At 71.3% G+C, this 17,013-nt stretch carries 19 protein-coding genes and 1 pseudogene; 11 read left to right on the top strand and 9 right to left on the bottom strand.

Going from position 1 to position 17,013, the window contains the following annotated elements:
* Positions 1 to 284: 284 nt before the first annotated feature.
* A pseudogene (locus RM425_RS21610) lies at positions 285 to 353 on the bottom strand (hypothetical protein); the annotation flags it as partial.
* Positions 354 to 559: 206 nt separating this feature from the next.
* Between RM425_RS21610 and RM425_RS04965 the strand changes: the two are divergent.
* From RM425_RS04965 to RM425_RS04975, 3 genes are all read left to right on the top strand, one after another.
* Positions 560 to 1,138, top strand: a complete 579-nt coding sequence (locus RM425_RS04965; RefSeq protein WP_311344073.1) for an AAA family ATPase — start codon at positions 560 to 562, stop codon at positions 1,136 to 1,138.
* Between the two features lie 44 nt (positions 1,139 to 1,182).
* The gene (locus RM425_RS04970; protein ID WP_311344438.1) at positions 1,183 to 1,686 is read left to right on the top strand and encodes a GNAT family N-acetyltransferase; all 504 of its coding nucleotides are present in this window, start codon (positions 1,183 to 1,185) and stop codon (positions 1,684 to 1,686) included.
* 119 nt (positions 1,687 to 1,805) lie between these two features.
* Positions 1,806 to 2,090, top strand: a complete 285-nt coding sequence (locus tag RM425_RS04975; protein ID WP_311344074.1) for a hypothetical protein — start codon at positions 1,806 to 1,808, stop codon at positions 2,088 to 2,090.
* A gap of 48 nt (positions 2,091 to 2,138) precedes the next feature.
* On the opposite strand, the gene RM425_RS04980 is transcribed toward RM425_RS04975, so the two are convergent.
* Both RM425_RS04980 and RM425_RS04985 read right to left on the bottom strand, forming a co-directional pair.
* A complete protein-coding gene (locus RM425_RS04980) occupies positions 2,139 to 2,603 on the bottom strand; it encodes a GNAT family N-acetyltransferase (RefSeq protein WP_311344075.1) in 465 nt (154 codons plus the stop codon).
* Positions 2,604 to 2,678: 75 nt separating this feature from the next.
* Positions 2,679 to 3,260, bottom strand: coding sequence for a TetR/AcrR family transcriptional regulator (locus tag RM425_RS04985; protein ID WP_311344076.1), 582 nt, complete (start codon positions 3,258 to 3,260; stop codon positions 2,679 to 2,681).
* A 70-nt stretch (positions 3,261 to 3,330) separates the two neighbouring features.
* On the opposite strand from RM425_RS04985, the gene RM425_RS04990 reads away from it, so the two are divergent.
* Both RM425_RS04990 and RM425_RS04995 read left to right on the top strand, forming a co-directional pair.
* Entirely contained in the window at positions 3,331 to 3,822 is a 492-nt protein-coding gene (locus RM425_RS04990; RefSeq protein WP_311344077.1) for a hypothetical protein, read from the top strand.
* A 209-nt stretch (positions 3,823 to 4,031) separates the two neighbouring features.
* Complete coding sequence (locus RM425_RS04995; protein WP_311344078.1) at positions 4,032 to 4,454, top strand: hypothetical protein; 423 nt, start codon at positions 4,032 to 4,034, stop codon at positions 4,452 to 4,454.
* 23 nt (positions 4,455 to 4,477) lie between these two features.
* Here the strand turns inward: RM425_RS04995 and RM425_RS05000 are convergent, their stop codons facing one another.
* Both RM425_RS05000 and RM425_RS05005 read right to left on the bottom strand, forming a co-directional pair.
* On the bottom strand, positions 4,478 to 5,044 hold the full coding sequence (locus RM425_RS05000) for a DUF3995 domain-containing protein (protein WP_311344079.1): 567 nt from the start codon (positions 5,042 to 5,044) through the stop codon (positions 4,478 to 4,480).
* 107 nt (positions 5,045 to 5,151) lie between these two features.
* The gene (locus tag RM425_RS05005) at positions 5,152 to 5,439 is read right to left on the bottom strand and encodes an HIT family protein (protein WP_311344080.1); all 288 of its coding nucleotides are present in this window, start codon (positions 5,437 to 5,439) and stop codon (positions 5,152 to 5,154) included.
* Between the two features lie 33 nt (positions 5,440 to 5,472).
* Here RM425_RS05005 and RM425_RS05010 point away from each other — a divergent pair, with 33 nt between their 5' ends.
* Entirely contained in the window at positions 5,473 to 6,468 is a 996-nt protein-coding gene (locus tag RM425_RS05010; RefSeq protein ID WP_311344081.1) for a S66 family peptidase, read from the top strand.
* A 40-nt stretch (positions 6,469 to 6,508) separates the two neighbouring features.
* Here RM425_RS05010 and RM425_RS05015 read toward each other — a convergent pair whose 3' ends face one another.
* Both RM425_RS05015 and RM425_RS05020 read right to left on the bottom strand, forming a co-directional pair.
* Entirely contained in the window at positions 6,509 to 6,823 is a 315-nt protein-coding gene (locus RM425_RS05015; protein ID WP_311344082.1) for a hypothetical protein, read from the bottom strand.
* Between the two features lie 197 nt (positions 6,824 to 7,020).
* A complete protein-coding gene (locus RM425_RS05020) occupies positions 7,021 to 7,674 on the bottom strand; it encodes an HAD family hydrolase (protein ID WP_311344083.1) in 654 nt (217 codons plus the stop codon).
* 80 nt (positions 7,675 to 7,754) lie between these two features.
* Here RM425_RS05020 and RM425_RS05025 point away from each other — a divergent pair, with 80 nt between their 5' ends.
* Together RM425_RS05025 and RM425_RS05030 are read left to right on the top strand one after the other, a co-directional pair.
* The gene (locus RM425_RS05025) at positions 7,755 to 8,084 is read left to right on the top strand and encodes a hypothetical protein (protein ID WP_311344084.1); all 330 of its coding nucleotides are present in this window, start codon (positions 7,755 to 7,757) and stop codon (positions 8,082 to 8,084) included.
* A 90-nt stretch (positions 8,085 to 8,174) separates the two neighbouring features.
* Positions 8,175 to 8,705: a DUF402 domain-containing protein gene (locus RM425_RS05030; protein ID WP_311344085.1), complete on the top strand. Its 531-nt coding sequence runs from the start codon at positions 8,175 to 8,177 to the stop codon at positions 8,703 to 8,705.
* Between the two features lie 64 nt (positions 8,706 to 8,769).
* Here the strand turns inward: RM425_RS05030 and RM425_RS05035 are convergent, their stop codons facing one another.
* Complete coding sequence (locus RM425_RS05035; protein WP_311344086.1) at positions 8,770 to 9,702, bottom strand: alpha/beta hydrolase; 933 nt, start codon at positions 9,700 to 9,702, stop codon at positions 8,770 to 8,772.
* Positions 9,703 to 9,784: 82 nt separating this feature from the next.
* A complete protein-coding gene (locus RM425_RS05040) occupies positions 9,785 to 11,290 on the bottom strand; it encodes a flavin-containing monooxygenase (RefSeq protein ID WP_311344087.1) in 1,506 nt (501 codons plus the stop codon).
* A gap of 212 nt (positions 11,291 to 11,502) precedes the next feature.
* Here RM425_RS05040 and icmF point away from each other — a divergent pair, with 212 nt between their 5' ends.
* The 3 genes from icmF (at position 11,503) to RM425_RS05055 (ending at position 17,006) form a co-directional block, all read left to right on the top strand.
* Positions 11,503 to 14,760 carry a fused isobutyryl-CoA mutase/GTPase IcmF gene (gene icmF, locus RM425_RS05045; RefSeq protein ID WP_311344088.1) on the top strand — a complete coding sequence of 1,086 codons (3,258 nt, stop codon included), beginning with the start codon at positions 11,503 to 11,505 and terminating at the stop codon, positions 14,758 to 14,760.
* An 80-nt stretch (positions 14,761 to 14,840) separates the two neighbouring features.
* Positions 14,841 to 15,596 carry a helical backbone metal receptor gene (locus tag RM425_RS05050; RefSeq protein WP_396137027.1) on the top strand — a complete coding sequence of 252 codons (756 nt, stop codon included), beginning with the start codon at positions 14,841 to 14,843 and terminating at the stop codon, positions 15,594 to 15,596.
* 213 nt (positions 15,597 to 15,809) lie between these two features.
* Complete coding sequence (locus RM425_RS05055) at positions 15,810 to 17,006, top strand: transglycosylase family protein (protein ID WP_311344089.1); 1,197 nt, start codon at positions 15,810 to 15,812, stop codon at positions 17,004 to 17,006.
* Positions 17,007 to 17,013: the final 7 nt, after the last annotated feature.

Raw genomic sequence — 17,013 nt, forward strand, 5'->3', positions numbered from 1 at the left:
TACGCGAAGTCGGGCACGCCGAGCGGGTGGCCGACCTGGGCGTGGAAGGAGAACTCTCCTCGCTGGGCCGCACGCCAGCTGGCGCGCACCCGCTCCAGGTCACGGTAGATCCAGTCCACCGCCGCACCACCGATCCGCAGCCAGGCTCCGCCGTCGACCCACGGACCCCACGCTCCGGGTCGGGTGACCTCCGCACCGGCGCCGCCGACGTCCCGGGCCAGAGCAGCCAGCGCGTCGATGTCCAGCGGCGGGCGGTAGTAGAGGCCGAGGTCGACGTCGGAGTCCTCCACATGCTCGCCGCGGTTTCGGCTGCCACCGAGGACCACGCCGATCACGCCGGGGACCTCGGCCATGCGGCTCGTCAGGTCGGCGAGACGATCTTCTTCGAGCACGCGGCCATCCTTGTCTGGCTACGGGGTTCCTCGCGCGGAGCCGGTGCCAGAAGGGCATCGCGTTCCGGACATGCGTCGAGCGGCAGCCTCATGCAGGCCACCGTGCGCACCGCCCGCCGCGAGGAATCGCGTTGAGGCATCCTCCTTCAGCGTCCTAGCCTCCAGCGGTGGGCGTGAGGAACTACTTGGTCGAAGGGCTCTCCGGCACCGGCAAGACCACGGTCTGCGACGAGCTGCAGCGGCGCGGCCACCACGCCGTCCACGGCGACCGCCAGCTGGCCTACCCAGGCGACCCGGAGACTGGTGAGCTGGCGGACGTCACCGGGCATGAGCACCACCTCTGGAACGTGGACGCGGTCAAGGCACTTGTTGCTGACCAGGGCGAACCAGCAACGTTCTTCTGCGGCGGCTCCAGAAACTTCCCCGACTTCATCGACCTGTTCGACGGCGTCTTCGTCTTGCAGGTGGACCTCGACACGTTGAGCCGCCGGCTCGACGACCGACCGGACGAGGAGTGGGGTGGCGGACCGCCGACGGAGCGGAGGCTCATCGCGAGGTGGCACGAGACGGGGGAGAGCGTCCCCCGAAACGGCACGCCGATCGATGCCACCGCCCCGGTCGCCGACGTCGTCGACGAGATCCTCCGTCACGTCGACGCGACCAGGGAGCGTGGACGCCACGCCACCACCGCCGGCGCGAGCTGGCCTACCAGGAGGCGGACTGGACGCTCGCAACTCTGCCAGTAGCGGATCCGCTTGCAGGTAGCCGACGGCATGATCGGACCGTGTCGATGATTCCGTCCGTACGTTCCTGGGCGCCTGCCGACTTGGAACAGATCGGCTGGGTGCATTCCCGCAGCCGACAGGAGGCATACGCAGGGCTGGTGCCGGCCGATGCCCTCGCCCGAGTAACGCCCGAGCGGCAGGTGATCGTCTGGAAGGCGCGCCTCGCCGACCTGCCTGAGCGGCACGCGGGGCTCGTCGTCGAGCACAGCGGGATTGTGGTCGGCTTCGCGCTCGCCCAACTGGACCCGCGAGCTGGCGCGGAGCTCAATGCGATTCACGTTCTTCCCGAGCAACGGGGCACTGGAGCAGGACAGGCCCTGATGGACGTCCTCATCGAGGCCTTCCGCCAGTGGGGGGTTGCCGAAGCGCGCCTGCATGTGATCGAGGGGAACGAACGCGCTCAGGCCTTCTACCGGCGCAACGGGTGGCGCCTGTGGGGGTCGGCGGGCTCGCGTGAAGTCGGTGGCGCCCTTGTCCCGATCCTGGAGTACCGGCGCGTCGTCGCGTGACGCACCAGGAGGGGCGCCCGAGAGCGCCGGATGACGAGAGCGGAGATCCCCCGCCGGACGCGGGCGACCGGGCTGCTCACCCCGGCCGAGGGTCGCCGTTGCGGGTTAGCCTGCGCGACGTGGACGAGCCAGGCACGAGCGAGGATTCCGCCGTCGTGCAGGGGGATTACGTGCGGATAAGCGCTTCCGCTCTCGACGAAGCGGACGGCAATCCGCCCTTCGGGCAAGTTGGGAAGAGCCTGCCTGTCGGTGGCCTTCTGGTTGTACAGGCTGGCGCCGGTCTCGGCGTCTTCGCTCCGGAGGACCTTCACCCGGTCTCGCCCGCGGACATTCCGAGCGAGGTCCTTGCGGACATCGTCCGCCGCACCGGACTGATGCCGCCGGACACACGCTCAGCGCCATAGGCGCCGTCCGCGACCTGCCGAAGCGAGATCGGTGAGCGGTCAGTGGCTTCAGGACGCCGGTGGCCGCTGCAGGTAGATGTCGACGGCCTCTTCGCGATCGAGTGCGAAGCCGTGACGCTCGTAGAGGCGGCGAGCGTCACTGCCGCGCAGGACGTCGAGGTGGAGCGTCGTGGCGGTGGCGTCGGCGACGCTCGTGACCGCGCGCAGAATTGCTGAGCCCGATCCGCGACCCTGCAGCGAAGGATGCAGGTAGAAATGCTCGATCCACGTCCCGGCCGCCGCTGTGCGCAGCGCGAGAGAACCGACCACCTCATCGGCGCGACGTAACACCTGCGTGTCCCCGGGTACGTACGACGCCAGGAATCGTTGACGCACCCGCACCTCGTCGAACCGGCCGACCCGTTCCAGGCTGGCTCGCAACACGAGTGCACGAAGCTCTGCCAGCGCAGGGCCGTCGTGTGATCGTCCTGCCGACCACGCGAGGGAATCCGGCGACGGCAGCTGCACGATCACTCCGTCAGTCAACCAGCGCCGCGACGAAGCTCGCCGCGTCGACTCCGCCCACGGTGAGCCGGTGCATCCGCGCTGTCAGTCGCCGAGGGCCAAGATTCCCTCGGTCGCCGCCACGCAGATCGCGTCGAACTCGTGGGGGATGTCGCCGCCTATCAGCGGTCGGATGAGCCCGTAAGGGCACTGACGGGTGCCGACCAGTGCCAGGCGGTACCGACGGTCGGTGAGCCGGTCGTAGCGTCGAGCGGCGACGCGACGCAACCCGGCGTTGGCGCCATCGTTGATGGTCGCCAGCTCGGCACGCTGCCCGGACGGCACCTTCTCCAGGAGGTCCGGCAGCCGGTAGAGGGTCATCGCCTTCGCGTCGGCGGGATTCTCGCGGCAGAACCGGGGGATGTGACGCGCCATGGCTGCCATCGCTGCCCGTGGGTCCTCGATCTCGGTGGCCGTGAGGAGCCCCTCGTGGAAGCGACGGATGGAACGGGCCCACAGCGACCCGAAGAGCGCATCGCGCGAGGGGAAGCGGTGATAGATCGAGCCCACCGGTGCGCCGACTCGTTCCGCGACGTGGGCGATCGTCGTGTCTCGCCAGTGCTCCACGGCCACGTCGCGAGCAGCGTCGAGGATCTGGTCGGCCGTGAACTTCGCAGGTCTTGCCACGGCTGCAGAGTAGGCCTAGTTTGCGAACGTGCTCACTAGAACCCCCATTCGGAAACCGGCTCGGTGGACCGTGCTGGCCGCGTGGGGCGCCTTCCTCGTGACGGTCCCGTCCGCGCTCTGGCGAGTGCTCATGATCGTCGGGCTCATGCCCGGGACGCAGGAACTGCGGCAGTTCGAGATCGACGGCGACGGTGTCCTGGCCTACGGCTACGTCTTCGCATTGAGCCTCGTTCAGCTCGCCACAGGCTTCCTTGCCGTCGGCCTCGTCCGGCCATGGGGGGAATGCTTCCTCGGCCGACGTGTACCCCTGACACCGGTCGTCCTCGCGGCGACGCTCGGCGGGCTGGCCGTGGTCTGGATCTTCGACATCTCGATGGTGGGCGCGCTCCTCGCCGGCCAACGCCCGGACGCCAACCTGGTCTCCGGCGTGCCGCTGGCAGTCATGGTCGCCTGTTACGCGCCCATCCTGCTGTGGGGGCCGCTGGAGCTCCTGGCCACCGCCGGCTACTGGTTGCGCCGACGTCGACCCACTCGGGCGCCGGCTCGCGGACGGTGGGTCTGAGCAGCGACTCGGGGTCGCAGCGCGATCGTCGCCCGGCTCCGTAGCGGCGGCTCAGAACAGCTCACCGACTCGCCCGCACTCCGTGGGCGTGCGGCGGACGAGGAGGGGCGATGATCGGCGATCGTTGGGGTGTGAGTGCCGAGGAGGTCGCCCGTCACTACCCCTGCGACGACCTCGTCCCGGCTCCGGTCCTGCAGGCATGGCGCGGGGTGACCGTGCACGCCACTGCAGCCGATCTCTGGCCGTGGGTCGCCCAGATCAGGCTCGCGCCGTACTCCTACGACTGGATCGACAACCTCGGCCACCGCTCGCCACAGGAGTTGCGCGACCTGGCCGAACCCGCTCCCGGTCAGCACTTCACGACCGCCGGGGGGCGCCCGGCCGGGCGCATCCTGAGCGTCGACCCCGGGGTTCAGCTCACCGGCGAGATCATGGGCGCAGTCATGTCCTACGTGCTCGTGCCTGTCGGTGACGCGACGGATGGACCGACCCGTCTGCTCGTGAAGATCGCCGGCGGGCACGGCCGCTGGATCGCCCCGCTGCTGTCCGTCGGTGACCTCGTCATGGCACGCCGGCAACTGCTCAACCTCAAGCGGCTCGCCGAGCGATCGTCCACACAACCGGAAAACTGACGTGGATCCCGCGGGAGGGGGGGCTACCGGCGCGGGCCCCACGAACCCGTTCCACCGAGCGTCCCTCGCCGGTGGTTGCCGGCCGGTAGCTGATCAGCGCGCGAGCCTCGTGTCGCCTCGTCGCGGGGTGCCCCGCCTCGCAGGTCGCGCCAGCCTTGGATGCCCGTAGCGGCGAAGAGCAGGCCGCCGAGGACGAACCACGGATTCCACAGGAGCAGGCTCACACGCATCTGTTCCTCGCCGACGTTGCTCGCCACACCGCCGGCGTCGGTCAGGAGCACGACCTGGACCACTACGCCCCGGAGCAGGAGGCACGCACCACCGAGGCAGCTGAGCACGACGACGAACCGAGCAGCGCGCCCACCGGTACGCCGCTGCGCGAGGGCTACCCCCATGACCGCACCGACGACGAGGAGAGCAGCCACTCCCCACAGGCCTGCGATCACGAACCAGGTCGGCCGGTCCGCTGCCAGCGCGGTGCCTGCGGAAGACGCCAGCAGCCACGGGGCGCCCAAGGCCCAGAAGATGTGCAGGAGCGCGAACAGCGCGGCCCACGACGACGCCAGATACCCCCACCGCAGCCTGCTCATCCTCACGGCAGCGAACCCGGGACGAGCCGTGTGGGCGTGGGGTGACCGACGGGCATGCCCGGACACTGGTCTGCCAGGCTTCGGCACGGCAACAGTTGAGCAGGTTGTCACCGTCGGCGCCGAGTTCGGAGAGCGCGGCTCTGGCGATCCGCTGGGCAGCCAGTGTGGCGGTGATCAGGTCGTCGAGGGAATTCGACGAGTCCGGCGCTGTGCCGCTTCGGGATCACCCGCAGATGGCCGTCCGAGCCCGGATCGATGTCCATGAAGGCGAACGTCGTCGCACCCTCGGCCACCGTCGCGCACGGAATCGTCCCCGCGACGGTCATCCGGCAATCGGTTTGCCGCTGGACTGCGACGGCTGGTCCGATAGGGGCATGGTCGTCGATCTCCTTCATCCACCGAAGGCTCGTCCTGGCGACAAGGTGGCCGTGGTCTCGCCGTCGTTCGCGGCGCCGACTGTCGCACCGGCGGTGCACGAGCAGGCGATGCGACGGCTGACCGAGGTCACCGGCCTCGTCCCGGTCGAATACCCGACGACGCGGCGGTCGGGAGCGAGCCCAGAGGACCGCGCCGCTGACCTCAACGAGGCCTTCGCCGATCCGGAGATCCGGGCCGTGCTGGCCACGGTGGGGGGCGAGGACCAGATCACCGTGGTGCCGCACCTCGACCCTGAACTCGTGCTAGCAGATCCCAAGCCGTTCCTGGGCTACAGCGACAACACCAACCTGCTGTCGTGGCTGTGGACGCTGGGCGTCGCCGGGTTCTACGGCGGATCGACCCAGGTGCACCTCGGTCCCGGCCCGGCCGTCGACGCCTGCCACCGGACCGCGCTCCGGGCGGCTCTGCTGACCGGCGAGCGGGTCCAGGTGACGGACCCGGGGGAGTCCGAGGACATCGGCAAGGACTGGGCCGACCCGGCAGCGCTCACGTCGTATGGCGACCGCGAGCCGTCCGAGCCCTGGACCTGGGCCGGTCCGGCCGCCACGGTGACCGGCCGGACCTGGGGTGGCTGCATCGAGGTTCTCCAGTGGATCCTGACGGCTGGGCGCTTTCCCGCCGACCCGGCGGTCCTCGACGGCGGGGTGCTCCTCCTGGAGACCAGCGAGGACCTCATCCCGTCCCGGGAGTTCGGTTGGATCCTGCGGTCCCTTGGGGAGCGAGGACTCCTGGCCGCCGTCGATGCTGTGCTCGTCGCCCGCCCGCCGGCGTCCAGCTTTGAGAAGCAGCCGACCGCCGCGGAGAAGGCCGCGCACCGCGACGAACAGTGCCACGTGGCGATCGACACCGTCGGTCGGTACAACTCCGACGCCGTCGTCTGCGTTGGCGTGCCCTTCGGACACACCCGCCCCCAGTGGCTCCTTCCCTACGGCGGACAGATCACCGTGGACGGCGTCGCGCGCGAGGTCTGGGCCGACTACCGGTAGACGTGGGGTCGGGCGCGTCTGTGTCGCGTCCGCCGGCCGGTCAGTTCTGGGTCACCGTCTGATCGTCGGTCGGCAGGCGAGTGACCCACGCGGGTGCCTTCCGCTCGAGTCGGTCAGCCATCTGTTGGCTGCTCACCAGGTGCCGGTCGAAGTCAGAACCGATCTCGCGCTGAGAGAGCCGCGCGATGCGTGTCGCTCCCGACGCGGTCAGTAGAACGCCATGAAGGCGAACCTCGCCCAGCGCCTGCGTCACCAGCGAGTAGTCGACGACACTCGCGGTCTGCGCGTACACACATCGCCTGTAGCCCTCGGCCGCGAACACTCCCGCCATAGCGCCAAGGTTGTTCACGGTCATGCGCCGGCCGTCCTGGTCATCGGCGGGCCGCGGCCATGCGGCATCGAGGACTTCCCCTTCCAGGTGCCAAGTGGGCTACGTCCAAGCGGCTCAACTGAACGGAGACCTCCCACCCGACACTCGATTTGCCCACGCCGGCTGCGCCACCGATGAGCAACACGTCCTCGATAGCCATGGCGCGGAGGGTGTCACCGCGACTACGGCGCCCCTCGTCCAGGCGGTGCGGCGATTATCTGCCTGAGGACGTCGACGGTCCGTGGGCACGCGATGTCGGCGGGTGCGCCCGTGGACCAGGCGCGATGGTGACTGACCCATCCGGTGAGCAGGCCGCAGTTCCTGGCGCCCGCGATGTCTGCCATGGGGTGGTCCCCGATCATCCAGGCCGGCCCGCGGCCGCCGTGGCGCCCGGCGGCCTCGAGAGCGGTGCGGAAGATGCGGGGGTCCGGCTTCTTGCTCCCGACGGCTTCGGAGATGACGGAGTCGGTGATCAGTGCGGCGAGCCCGGTGCGCTGCAGTTTCCGTTCCTGCTGGGCGACGATCCCGTTGGTGACGACCACGAGGACTACGCCTGCCGCTCCCAGAGCTTCCAGTGCAGCGGGGACCCCGGTGTAGGTCTCGATGAACTGCACGTGGTCGAAGAGCAGCCGAGCCACCAGGTCAGGAACGCCGGTGTCCAGGCCCCAGCGTTCCTTGAGGGCAATGGCCAGCTCGGCGCGCGGTGTGTAGCCGTCGTCGTCCGAGGCCAGCAGCCAGTCCAGATCCGCGGGATCGGCGGTGATTTCGCTGATGAAGTGCTGCGCCCAGGTATGGAAGGCCTGTTCGCGGTCGACCAGGGTGTTGTCCAGGTCCACCAACAAGATCACGCCCGCAAGCCTAGAACCAGTCTCCACCGCGCACTGATGGTTTCCTGTTCGACCCGGAGGACTGAGCCGTGCCGGACCGACCTGAGACCGTCTGCATCTGCGGCTCCACCCGGTTCGCGACCGAGATGAGCGCGGCGAACCGTGATCTGACCTTCGCAGGCGTCATCGTCCTCGCGCCCGGCGTCTTCCTGCGCGCCGCGGATCACGAAGCAGGCGAGTCGATGACCGACGAGCAGAAGACTGCGCTGGACGCGCTGCACCTGCGCAAGATCGACGTGGCTGACCGGGTTCTGGTCGTCAACCCAGGCGGGTACATCGGCGAGTCCACGAGCAGGGAGATCGCGTATGCCCGCGCCACGGGCAAGCCGATCTCGTTCACCGATCCGTCTGACCAGTAGACGCTTCGCGGTGCGCGCGGGCAGCACGTCAGCGACCGGGCCGGCTGCTGGACCGCCTGGCGACAGGAAGTCGGTGACAGGCTGGTCGGCATGGCGGACGTCGTCGTTGCTTCTCGGAAGTGGAACGGCGACCTCCATCGCCGGACGGTCTCGCTCGAGCTGGGCACGGATGCATTCGGTACCTGGCTGTGGATGCCCGGCGGGACCGTGGTCGAGACAGCGTCGGGGAGTTACCAGGCACTCCCAGGCCTTCGGTTGATCCCACTGGGGGAGATGTGGTCGGTGTACTTCGTGCCGGCCCTGCCTTCCCGACGACGTCCGAAGCAGCTGTACGTCGACATCACGACACCCGCGACGCGGCGAGGGGACCTGATCGAGTACATCGACCTCGACCTCGATGTCGAGCAACTCGGCGACGGCCAGGTCAGGATCCTCGACGAGGACGAGTTCGCCGCTCACCGTCGCAGCTGGGCCTACCCGCAGGAACTCATCGACGCGGCCGAGACCACCTGCCACCGGATCGTCCGCGCGGTCATCGATCGCGAGCCGCCCTTCGACGGCTCCCACCTCGCGTGGTGGCCTGCTGGAACTGACGAGTGCGCGATCGGCTCGGCCGGCTGAAGGCGGGCGTGCCGGAGCCCGGGGACCGATGGGTCCCCGGGCTCCGGTGCGTTGGTTGAGAAGGTCAGCCGTGCAGGATCGTGCGGAACTTCCCGCAGGTCTCCTCGATGGCCGACCGGGCGGCGGGGGAGAGGCCGCCCATGTCGAAGAACCCGTGGATCAGGCCGTCGTAGCGGGTGACGTCGACGTGCACGCCCGCGGCCTTCAGCGCCTCGCCGTAGGCCTCGCCCTCGTCGCGCAGCGGGTCGAACTCCGCGGTGACGATGACCGACGGCGGCTGGCCGGTCAGGTCGGCGTGCAGCGGGGCCAGGCGCGGGTCCTTGGCGTCGTCCCAGGCCCCGGCGTAGTGGCCGTAGAACCAGTCCATGGTCGGCTGCTCGAGGAAGTAGCCCCGTGCGTTCTCCACGCGCGAGGGGTACTCGCCCGCGGCGTCGACGGCCGGGTAGATCAGTAGCTGCGCGGTGACCGGGGTGCCCTCGGCGTGCAGGGTCTGCGCGACGACGGCGGCCAGGTTGCCGCCCGCACTGTCCCCGGCGACGCCGAGCCGGTCGTCGCCGCCGAAGCGGTCGCGGTTCGCGGCGATCCAGCGGGCCGAGGCGATGGCGTCGTCCGCGGCGGCGGGGAAGGGGTGCTCGGGCGCCAGCCGGTAGTCGACGGCGACGACGACGGCGGAGGAGTCCCGGCAGATGTGCCGGGCCATGTTGTCGTGGGTCTCCAGGTCGCCGATGACCCAGCCCCCGCCGTGGAAGAAAGCGACGGTCGGGAAGGGCCCCTCGCCCTCGGGCCGGTACACGCGGGCGCGCAGGTCGCCCTCGCCGCCGGGGACGGTGATGTCCTCGGTGCTCGCCACCGGGATGACCTGCTCGGGGCTGCGCAGCCCGGTGGTCATCGCCAGGTACTGGGCGCGCCCGACGTCCGGGGTGCCCTCGTACATCGGGGGCAGATCGGACTGCTGGGCCATGGCGAGCAGGGCGGCGATGTGCTGGTCGACCGGCACGGATGGGTCTCCTGTCCTGGGGGTGGGTCGGGCGGGTCCCTCGGGCGATGGGTGGGTGGGGCTGAGCGGCGACGTGCAGCGCTCAGCGGCGGTAGACGAGGCCGTCGTCGAGGTCGGCCGTGGGCAGGATGTCCCGCTCCTCCGTGTACTCCTTGTGGTGGGTCCAGGGCTCCCGGTCGCCGCGCTTGAACATCCGGTGCTGGGACCGCATCACGTAGCCGGGGTTGAAGTTCTCCGGATCCGACCAGTCCAGCAGCGGCATGTCGGCGTCCTCCGGCCGCAGCTGCGGGACGACGACGGGGGTGCCCTGCTCGTCCATCTTGGTGAGCAGCCGGCAGACGAACTGGCTGACCAGGTCCGCGCGCAGGGTCCAGCTGGCCCGGAAGTAGCCGAAGACGTAGGCCATGTTCGGCACGCCGGTGATCATGATGCCGCGGTAGGTCACCTGCTGGGTGAAGTCGACCGGTTCGCCGTCGACGGTGAAGGCGACGTTGCCGAACAGGGACAGGTCGAAGCCCGTCGCGGTGACGACGATGTCGGCCTCGAGCTCCTCGCCCGAGGTCAGCCGGATGCCGGTCTCGGTGAACCGCTCGATGGTGTCGGTGACGACCGAGGCCTTGCCCTCGCGCAGCGCGGTGAAGAGGTCTCCCTCGGGCACCGCGGCCAGGCGCTGCTGCCAGGGGCGGTAGGTCGGGTTGAAGTGCTTGTCGATGTCGAATCCGTCGGGCAGCAGCGGGCGCATCGACTCGATGAGGAACTCGCGCAGCGCGTCGGGGGTCTCCACCGACATCCGCCACAGCTCCTCGCCCTGCGCGAAGGAGGCGCGGCGCATGATCTCGTGCGTCCACTCGTCGGGGATCTCCAGCGCCCGCAGCGTCGCGGCCAGCTCGGCGACCTTCGGCCGGGAGATGAAGAACGTGGGCGAACGCTGCAGCATCGTCACGTGCTTGGCGCTCTCGGCGATCGCGGGGATCAGCGTGGCCGCGGTGGCGCCGGAGCCGATGACGACGACGCGCTTCCCGGTGCAGTCCAGGTCCTCGGGCCACTGCTGCGGGTGGATGGTCTGACCGCGGAACTCATCCATGCCCTGCCAGTTCGGCTGGAACGGCTTGTCGTGGTCGTAGTAGCCCTGGCACATCCACAGGAAGTCGGTGGTGAAGCGCAGGTGCTCACCGGTGTCCTCGCGGGTCACCTCGACGGTGTACCGCCGCTCCTCCGACGACCAGCTCGCGGCGGTGACCCGGTGCCGGTAGCGGATGTACTGGGCCAGGTCGTTCTCCTCGATGACCTCGTCGAGGTAGGCGAGGATCTCGTCGGCGGTGGCGATCGAGGGCCCGCGCCACGGCTTGAACCCGTAGCCGAAGGTGAACAGGTCGCTGTCGGACCGGGCGCCCGGGTAGCGGTGCGTGCGCCACGTGCCGCCGCGTTCGTCGAGCGCGTCGAGGAGCAGGAAGCTGCGCCCTGGCTGCTCGTGCTGCAGGTGATAGGCGGCGCCGATCCCCGAGATGCCGGCGCCGACGACCAGCACGTCGATGTGCTGGACGTCGGGGGTCGTGGTCCGGCCGGAGGGGGCCTCGATCGTGGTCATGCCGAACTCCTCGCTGCCGCGTGACGTACGCCGCAGAACGTACCGGCGCCGGATCGGTATTGCTAGAACGCCGCTCTGGTTCGCCGTCCCGTCCGGCTCGGCGGGCCGCCGGCCGGCGCAAGGTACGTGGACGTCCTACTAATCAAGGCCTTACGGTTCGGGGAGCCACGTCCTCCGCCCGGCGCGATCCGGGCCGCTTGGTCAGGAGCGCCATGCCCACCAGCGCCACGAGCACGGGCCGGCCGTCGCTGCACGTGCCGGTCCACCCGGTGCGGTTCGTGACGGCCGCGAGCCTGTTCGACGGTCACGACGCCTCGATCAACATCATGCGGCGGATGCTGCAGAGCCAGGGCGCCGAGGTCGTCCACCTGGGGCACGACCGCAGCGTCGACGCCGTCGTCCGAGCGGCGCTGGAGGAAGACGTCCAGGGCGTCGCGATCTCGTCGTACCAGGGCGGGCACGTCGAGTACTTCGGCTACCTCGTCGACCGGCTCGCCCAGGCCGGCGCCGGCCACGTGCAGGTGTTCGGCGGCGGTGGCGGGGTGATCGTGCCGGAGGAGATCGCGGCGCTGCGCGACCGCGGCGTGACGATCTTCGCGCCGGAGGACGGTCAGCGACTCGGCCTCCCCGGCATGGTCAACGAGCTGGTCCGTGCCTGCGACGTCGACCTCGCGGCCCGGGCTCCCGACGTGGACGCGCTGCTCGGCGGCGACCCGGCCGCGCTGGCCCGGGCGATCACCGTGCTCGAGGGCGGCCGCTCCCCGGAGCTGGCCGCCCAGCTGCGCGCGGCGGCCGGGCGGCGGCCCGTCCCGGTCCTGGGCATCACCGGCACCGGCGGCTCGGGCAAGTCCTCGCTGACCGACGAGCTGCTGCGACGGCTGCGCCTGGACCAGGAGGACAAGCTGCGCATCGCCGTCCTCGCGATCGACCCGACCCGGCGGCGCGGGGGCGGCGCGCTGCTCGGCGACCGCATCCGCATGAACGCCCTGGAGTCCGGCGACCGGCACCGCACCTTCTTCCGGTCCATGGCCACCCGCAGCGCCGGGGCCCAGGTGCCCGAGCACCTGGACGACGTCCTCGCTGCGGTGCGGGCCGCCGGCTACGACCTGGTGATCGTGGAGACGCCGGGCATCGGGCAGGGCGACGCGGCGATCGTCCCGTTCAGCGACGTCTCGCTGTACGTCATGACGCCGGAGTTCGGCGCCGCCTCGCAGCTGGAGAAGATCGACATGCTCGACTTCGCCGACGTCGTCGCCATCAACAAGTTCGAGCGCCGCGGCGCGGACGATGCCCGGCGGGACGTCGCCCGCCAGCTGGTGCGCAACCGCGAGGCCTTCGGCGTTCCCTGGGAGCAGATGCCGGTCTACGGCACCAGCGCCGCCCGGTTCAACGACGACGGCGTCACCGCGCTGTACCAGCATCTGCACGAGCTGCTCGTGGAGCAGGGGCTGGCGGCGGGTCCCGGTGTGCTGCCGCGGGTGGACGTCCGCGCCTCGTCCGGCCTGACCAGCGTCGTCCCCGCGCAGCGGGCGCGGTACCTGGCCGAGATCAGCGAGGCGGTGCGCGGCTACTCGGCGACGACCGAGGCGCAGGCCGACGTCGCCCGACGCCGTCAGCACCTGACCACGGCCGCCGGGGTCCTCGACGGTGCGGCCGCCGAGGCCGCGCGCGCCGCGGCGGAGGCCGCGGCGGCCGAGCTGCTGCCCGACGTGCGGGCGCTGCTCGACGAGTGGCCGGCGCGGGTGGAGGCCTACTCGGGGGAGGAGTACGTCTACCCGGTGCGCGGGAAGGAGATCCGCACACCGCTGACCCGCACGACGCTGTCGGGGAGCGCGGTCCGGCGGGTGTCGCTGCCCCGCACGCGGGACGACGCCGAGCTGCTGCGCTTCCTGCGCCTGGAGAACCTGCCCGGCGCCTTCCCCTTCACCGCCGGCGTCTTCCCGTTCAAGCGGGCCGGCGAGGCTCCGGCCCGCATGTTCGCCGGCGAGGGCGATCCCTTCCGCACCAACCGGCGCTTCCGGTTGCTGTCGGCCGGCAGCGAGGCGACCCGGCTGTCCACGGCCTTCGACTCGGTGACGCTGTACGGCCGCGACCCCGACCCGCGTCCCGACATCTACGGCAAGGTCGGGACGTCGGGGGTCTCGATCGCGACGCTGGAGGACATGAAGGTCCTCTACTCGGGCTTCGACCTGTGCGCGCCGACGACGTCGGTGTCGATGACCATCAACGGGCCGGCCCCGACCATCCTGGCGATGTTCCTGGACACCGCGATCGACCAGCGGCTCGACGCCTTCCGGGCGGAGGAGGGCCGCGAGCCCGATGCGGCGGAGGCCGAGGAGCTGCGCGCCTGGGTCCTGGCCAACGTCCGCGGCACGGTGCAGGCCGACATCCTCAAGGAGGACCAGGGGCAGAACACCTGCATCTTCTCCACCGAGTTCGCGCTGCGGGCGATGGGCGACATCCAGCAGTGGTTCATCGACAACGGCGTCCGGAACTTCTACTCGGTCTCCATCTCGGGCTACCACATCGCCGAGGCCGGGGCGAACCCCATCAGCCAGCTCGCCTTCACCCTGGCCAACGGCTTCACCTACGTGGAGAGCTACCTGGCCCGCGGGATGGACGTCGACGACTTCGTGCCCAACCTCTCCTTCTTCTTCTCCAACGGCATGGACGCCGAGTACTCGGTCATCGGCCGGGTGGCCCGGCGCATCTGGGCCGTCGCGATGAAGGAGAAGTACGGCGCCGGCGAGCGGTCGCAGAAGCTGAAGTACCACGTGCAGACCTCGGGTCGGTCGCTGCACGCCCAGGAGATGGACTTCAACGACATCCGCACCACGCTGCAGGCGCTGTGCGCGATCTACGACAACGCCAACAGCCTGCACACCAACGCCTTCGACGAGGCGGTGACCACGCCCGGCGAGCAGTCGGTCCGCCGCGCCCTGGCCATCCAGATGATCATCGACCAGGAATGGGGGCTGGCCGGCAACGAGAACCCGCTGCAGGGCTCCTTCGTGATCGAGGAGCTCACCGACCTGGTCGAGGAGGCCGTGCTGGCGGAGTTCGACCGGATCGCCGAACGCGGGGGAGTACTGGGCGCCATGGAGACCGGCTACCAGCGCGGCCGCATCCAGGACGAGTCGATGCTCTACGAGCACCGCAAGCACGACGGCAGCCTGCCGATCGTCGGCGTCAACACCTTCCTGGCGCCGGACCGGGGCGACGCCCCACCCGCGCCGGTGGAGCTCGCACGGGCCACGGAGGCGGAGAAGCGGTCGCAGCTGGACCGGCTGGCCACCTTCAAGGAACAGCACGCCGCCGGGGCGCCGGCCGCGCTGGCCCGGCTGCAGCAGGTGGCGATGGACGGCGGGAACGTGTTCGCGGAACTCATGGAGACCGTCCGCTGCTGCACCCTGGGGCAGATCACAGAGGCGTTCTTCCAGGTGGGCGGCCAGTACCGGCGGAACGTATGAAGTCGAAGGACCCCCGTGCCCCCCACACCTCGCAGGCTCGGCGCGGGCCCCTGCACGGCGGCCGTTCCAGCCCCTCACCGGTGCTGAGCGACGACCTGGGGACGCCGGTCGGGCTGCTGCGCCCCCCGCGGCGGGTGGTGTCGCTCGTGCCGTCGCTGACCGAGGCGCTGGCGGTCACCGTGCCCGATCGGCTCGTCGGTGCCACGGACTGGTGCACGCACCCCGCCGGCCTCGACGTCGCCCGCGTGCGCGGCACCAAGAACCCCGACCGGGCCGCCATCGCCGCGCTCGCCCCGGACCTGGTCATCGCCAACCGGGAGGAGAACCGGAAGCTGGACGTGCAGCGACTGCGGGACGCCGGGGTGCCGGTCTGGGTGACCGTCATCGAGTCGCTCGACGAGGCGCTGGCGTCGATGCGCCGGCTGTTCACCGAGGTCCTCGACGTGGGTGAGCCGTCCTGGCTGCGCACCGCCGCCGACGAGTGGGCGCGCCCGGCGCCACAGCCGGAGCTGCGGGTCGCCGTCCCGATCTGGCGCGACCCCTGGATGGTGGTCGGCGGCCGCACCTTCGCCGGCGACCTGCTGACCCGGCTGGGCCTGCGGAACGTGTTCGCCGACGACCCGCAGCGCTATCCGCGGGTCGAGCTCGACGACCTGCGCGCGCACGATCTCGATCTGGTGCTGCTGCCGGACGAGCCGTACGTCTTCACCGCCGAGGACGGCCCGGAGGCGTTGCCGGGCGTCCGGTCCGTGCTCGTCTCCGGCCGCGATCTCACCTGGTACGGCCCGTCCCTGGCGACGGCGCGCGACCGCCTGCTGGTCACGACCCGCGGCTGAGCCACGCCGCCCGCCCGGGCCCCGAGGTGCAGATCGCTTCACGTCGCCAACTCGCTGGTCAGCGGGACGCAGCGGGGTCGGGAAGGTCGACGTCCCCTGCAGGGACGCCTCCACGCGGGGATGCTGGCCCGGGACAGCGGGTCGACGAGGGGTGGGCGGGTGCACCGGAACAGCAGATCGCGACGGACGGCGTGCCGTTCGTTCGCCGTCTCCGTGGCCGCCGCCCTCGCGGTGGCGGGCGCCGCCGGCACGGCCTCCGCGGCGCCCACCGACGCCGAGGTCACCGCGGCCCAGCGGGCCGCCGACGAGGCCGCTGCCCAGGTCACCGAGCTGCTCACCGAGGAAGGCGCCGTCCAGGCGGAACTGGACGCCGCCGAGGCCGCCGCGGCGGCTGCCCTCGGGCGGTACGAGGCCGAGCGGGCCGGGCTGGACGAGGCCCGGACGGCCGCCGAGCGTGCCCGGACCGCCGCCGAGGGTGCCGCATCCGCCGTGGACGCCGCGCGGACGGAGCTGGCGGCCTTCGCCCGGCGCAGCTACATGGACGGCACCACCTCCGCGGGGATGCGGGCGATGCTCACCTCCGCGGGCCCGGCACAGATGATCGAGCGGGCCGCGCTCCTCGAAGCCGCCGGCCAGGGACAGTCCGACGTCGTCGACCGCTTCACCGCCGTCCGGGACGACGCCGACGGGAGCGCAGCCGCGGCCGGAGCCGCCCTCGCCGACGCCGCGGAACGGGCGCGGCAGGCCTCGGCCGCACTCGCCTCCGCGCAGGAGGCGCAGGCGGAGGCGCGCCGGGCGACCGCTGCCTTCGAGACACGGCAGGCCGCGCTGCGGGCCAGCCTCCAGTCGGCGCGGACGACGATCGTGGATCTGCAGCGCGAGCAGGCCGCCGCGCGGGCCGTGCCCCCGCCGGCGCCATCGGCGGCACCGCCACCGCCTCGGCAGCCGTCGCCGTCGCCGTCGACGCAGTCCGCGCCGGCACCTGCACCGCGGCCCGCGCCGGCACCTGCGCCGGCACCTGCGCCGGCACCGCGGCCCGCGCCGGCACCTGCGCCGGCGCCGGCACCGCGGCCCGCGCCGGCACCTGCGCCGGCGCCGTCGCCGTCGCCGTCGCCCGCCCGGCCACCCGCAGCCGCGCCGCCTCCGGTCGCGGCCGTCCCGGCCCCGGCCCCCGGCCGCGACTGGGACGCCGTGGCGCGGTGCGAGTCCGGCGGCAACTGGAGCATCAACACCGGCAACGGCTACTACGGCGGGCTGCAGTTCTCGCCGGGGACCTGGACCGGATACGGCGGCGCCGCCTACGCCCCGCGGGCCGACCTGGCCACGAGGGAGCAGCAGATCGCCGTCGCGGAGAAGGTGCTCGCGGGGCAGGGGAAGGGCGCCTGGCCCACCTGCGGCCGCAACCTCTGAGCCGTCC

The organism is Blastococcus goldschmidtiae, assembly GCF_031845325.1.
Taxonomy (GTDB): domain Bacteria; phylum Actinomycetota; class Actinomycetes; order Mycobacteriales; family Geodermatophilaceae; genus Blastococcus; species Blastococcus goldschmidtiae.

What these genes read in the sequence shown, in the direction of transcription:
- RM425_RS04970 (WP_311344438.1), top strand. Translation starts at nt 1,183, where the DNA reads ATGATTCCGTCCGTACGTTCCTGGGCGCCTGCCGACTTGGAACAGATC.
- RM425_RS05000 (WP_311344079.1), bottom strand. Translation starts at nt 5,044, where the DNA reads ATGAGCAGGCTGCGGTGGGGGTATCTGGCGTCGTCGTGGGCCGCGCTG.
- RM425_RS05005 (WP_311344080.1), bottom strand. Translation starts at nt 5,439, where the DNA reads ATGAAGGAGATCGACGACCATGCCCCTATCGGACCAGCCGTCGCAGTC.
- RM425_RS05015 (WP_311344082.1), bottom strand. Translation starts at nt 6,823, where the DNA reads ATGACCGTGAACAACCTTGGCGCTATGGCGGGAGTGTTCGCGGCCGAG.
- RM425_RS05030 (WP_311344085.1), top strand. Translation starts at nt 8,175, where the DNA reads ATGGCGGACGTCGTCGTTGCTTCTCGGAAGTGGAACGGCGACCTCCAT.
- RM425_RS05040 (WP_311344087.1), bottom strand. Translation starts at nt 11,290, where the DNA reads ATGACCACGATCGAGGCCCCCTCCGGCCGGACCACGACCCCCGACGTC.
- icmF (WP_311344088.1), top strand. Translation starts at nt 11,503, where the DNA reads ATGCCCACCAGCGCCACGAGCACGGGCCGGCCGTCGCTGCACGTGCCG.